A 1,420-nucleotide genomic window follows, 5' to 3' on the forward strand; every position below is an offset into this window, starting at 1 on the left:
TTTATGAAGTACTTACAGATCGTGTTAGATTTGTAAATAAACCAGAAGATATTTACCTGCTACCTGGTGCAGCTGACGCAATTGCTATATTTAATAGAAAGGGATATATGGTCCTAGTAACAACAAATCAAGCGGGCGTCGGATTGGGTTATATGACTCAAGAAGAGCTCTTAGAAATACATGAACATATGCAAGAAAAATTAATTAATGAAAACGTCGATGCTCATATACATGAATTTGTTGCCTGTATCCATCGGCCAAAAGATGGGTGTCCCTGTAGAAAACCAGAGGCTGGTATGCTGCTGCAGTTAGCTCAAAGGCACGATATTGATTTAGCGAGTAGTTATATGATTGGTGACCAAGAAACCGATATATGTGCAGGGAAGAAGGCTGGAACAAGAACAATTCGAATTGCTGATTCTTTGGAGGAAACACAAGCGAATTATAAATTTCCTTCTTTGCTTAATGTAGCACTTGAAAACATTTTTTAATATTTTTTATGAAGGTAAAATTTTAACAAGTGGTGATTAGTAACAATAAAGATGTTTAATTCCACTGGTCGAAAAATAAAGCAATGCATTAAAATAATAATTTTAGATATATAAATAGATATAAGGAGGTATTTTACAATGAGTGAATTTCAATCAGGAAAAAGAGAAGGGTATATTTATGGTTATATATTTCTTTCGGGAAATAAAGGGTTGGTTTTAGATGAAGGTTCAAACGAGTATCCAATAGAATTAGCAGAATTACTAATCAATGGAGAATTTGTTTTAATGGAAAACTTAACGGTAGATTTATTGAGAAGAAAAAATCTATACGGTTCTAAAGCAAGGATTAAGGAAAGTTTTATTTCATAGTTCGTAAAGTACTATATTATTTTTAAACATTTTTTGCATGAAGTTAGCTCTCATTTTAATTGTGGGAGCTTTTTCTATAGGGTTCTGCTGGGACAAACATCCTTTAAAAAATAAAAAGCATCCACTATGCGGACACTTCGTGTTATTATGGTTTAGCTATACTAATTCAAATTGCTATGTGGGTGAAACGAATGGAAAATAAACAACCTGAACAACACTACGATCTAAGTAAAATATACACATACAAAGAGCTGCCAGATAAGATTAGCGGCCGTTGCGATAACTGTGGCAATACCGCGTTCAAGAGTTCCGTTAAAGATTTCATCTTTCTAAGAGAATGTCGTCAATGTGGTATGAAGAAAATTATTTAGCCCTGTTAGGGCTTTTTTTATTGGCTCTTATATCCAAAAATGCCGTTTACTAAATAATATTATTATCTAATACATAAGTATTAAAGCTTTGTTAAAATACATATTTTAATAAAGAAAAGACACCTAAGGTGCCTTCCTCTGACTTGAACCACTTTAATTTTAATAACATCATTTTACAATCACAAATAT

The 1,420-nt window shown here is 32.4% G+C and carries 3 protein-coding genes; all 3 read left to right on the top strand.

Features of this window, described 5'->3' with window-relative positions:
* Positions 1–491: D-glycero-alpha-D-manno-heptose-1,7-bisphosphate 7-phosphatase (locus FOT98_RS30585; RefSeq protein WP_144291238.1), on the top strand; the 491-nt coding region annotated here is incomplete at its 5' end.
* A 138-nt stretch (positions 492–629) separates the two neighbouring features.
* Positions 630–860: a hypothetical protein gene (locus FOT98_RS30590; protein ID WP_001288776.1), complete on the top strand. Its 231-nt coding sequence runs from the start codon at positions 630–632 to the stop codon at positions 858–860.
* Positions 861–1,051: 191 nt separating this feature from the next.
* Positions 1,052–1,231 carry a DUF8096 family protein gene (locus FOT98_RS33190; RefSeq protein WP_000428650.1) on the top strand — a complete coding sequence of 60 codons (180 nt, stop codon included), beginning with the start codon at positions 1,052–1,054 and terminating at the stop codon, positions 1,229–1,231.
* The last annotated feature ends 189 nt before the right edge of the window (positions 1,232–1,420 follow it).

Source organism: Bacillus sp. HY001 (assembly GCF_007558965.1).
Taxonomy (GTDB): domain Bacteria; phylum Bacillota; class Bacilli; order Bacillales; family Bacillaceae_G; genus Bacillus_A; species Bacillus_A mobilis.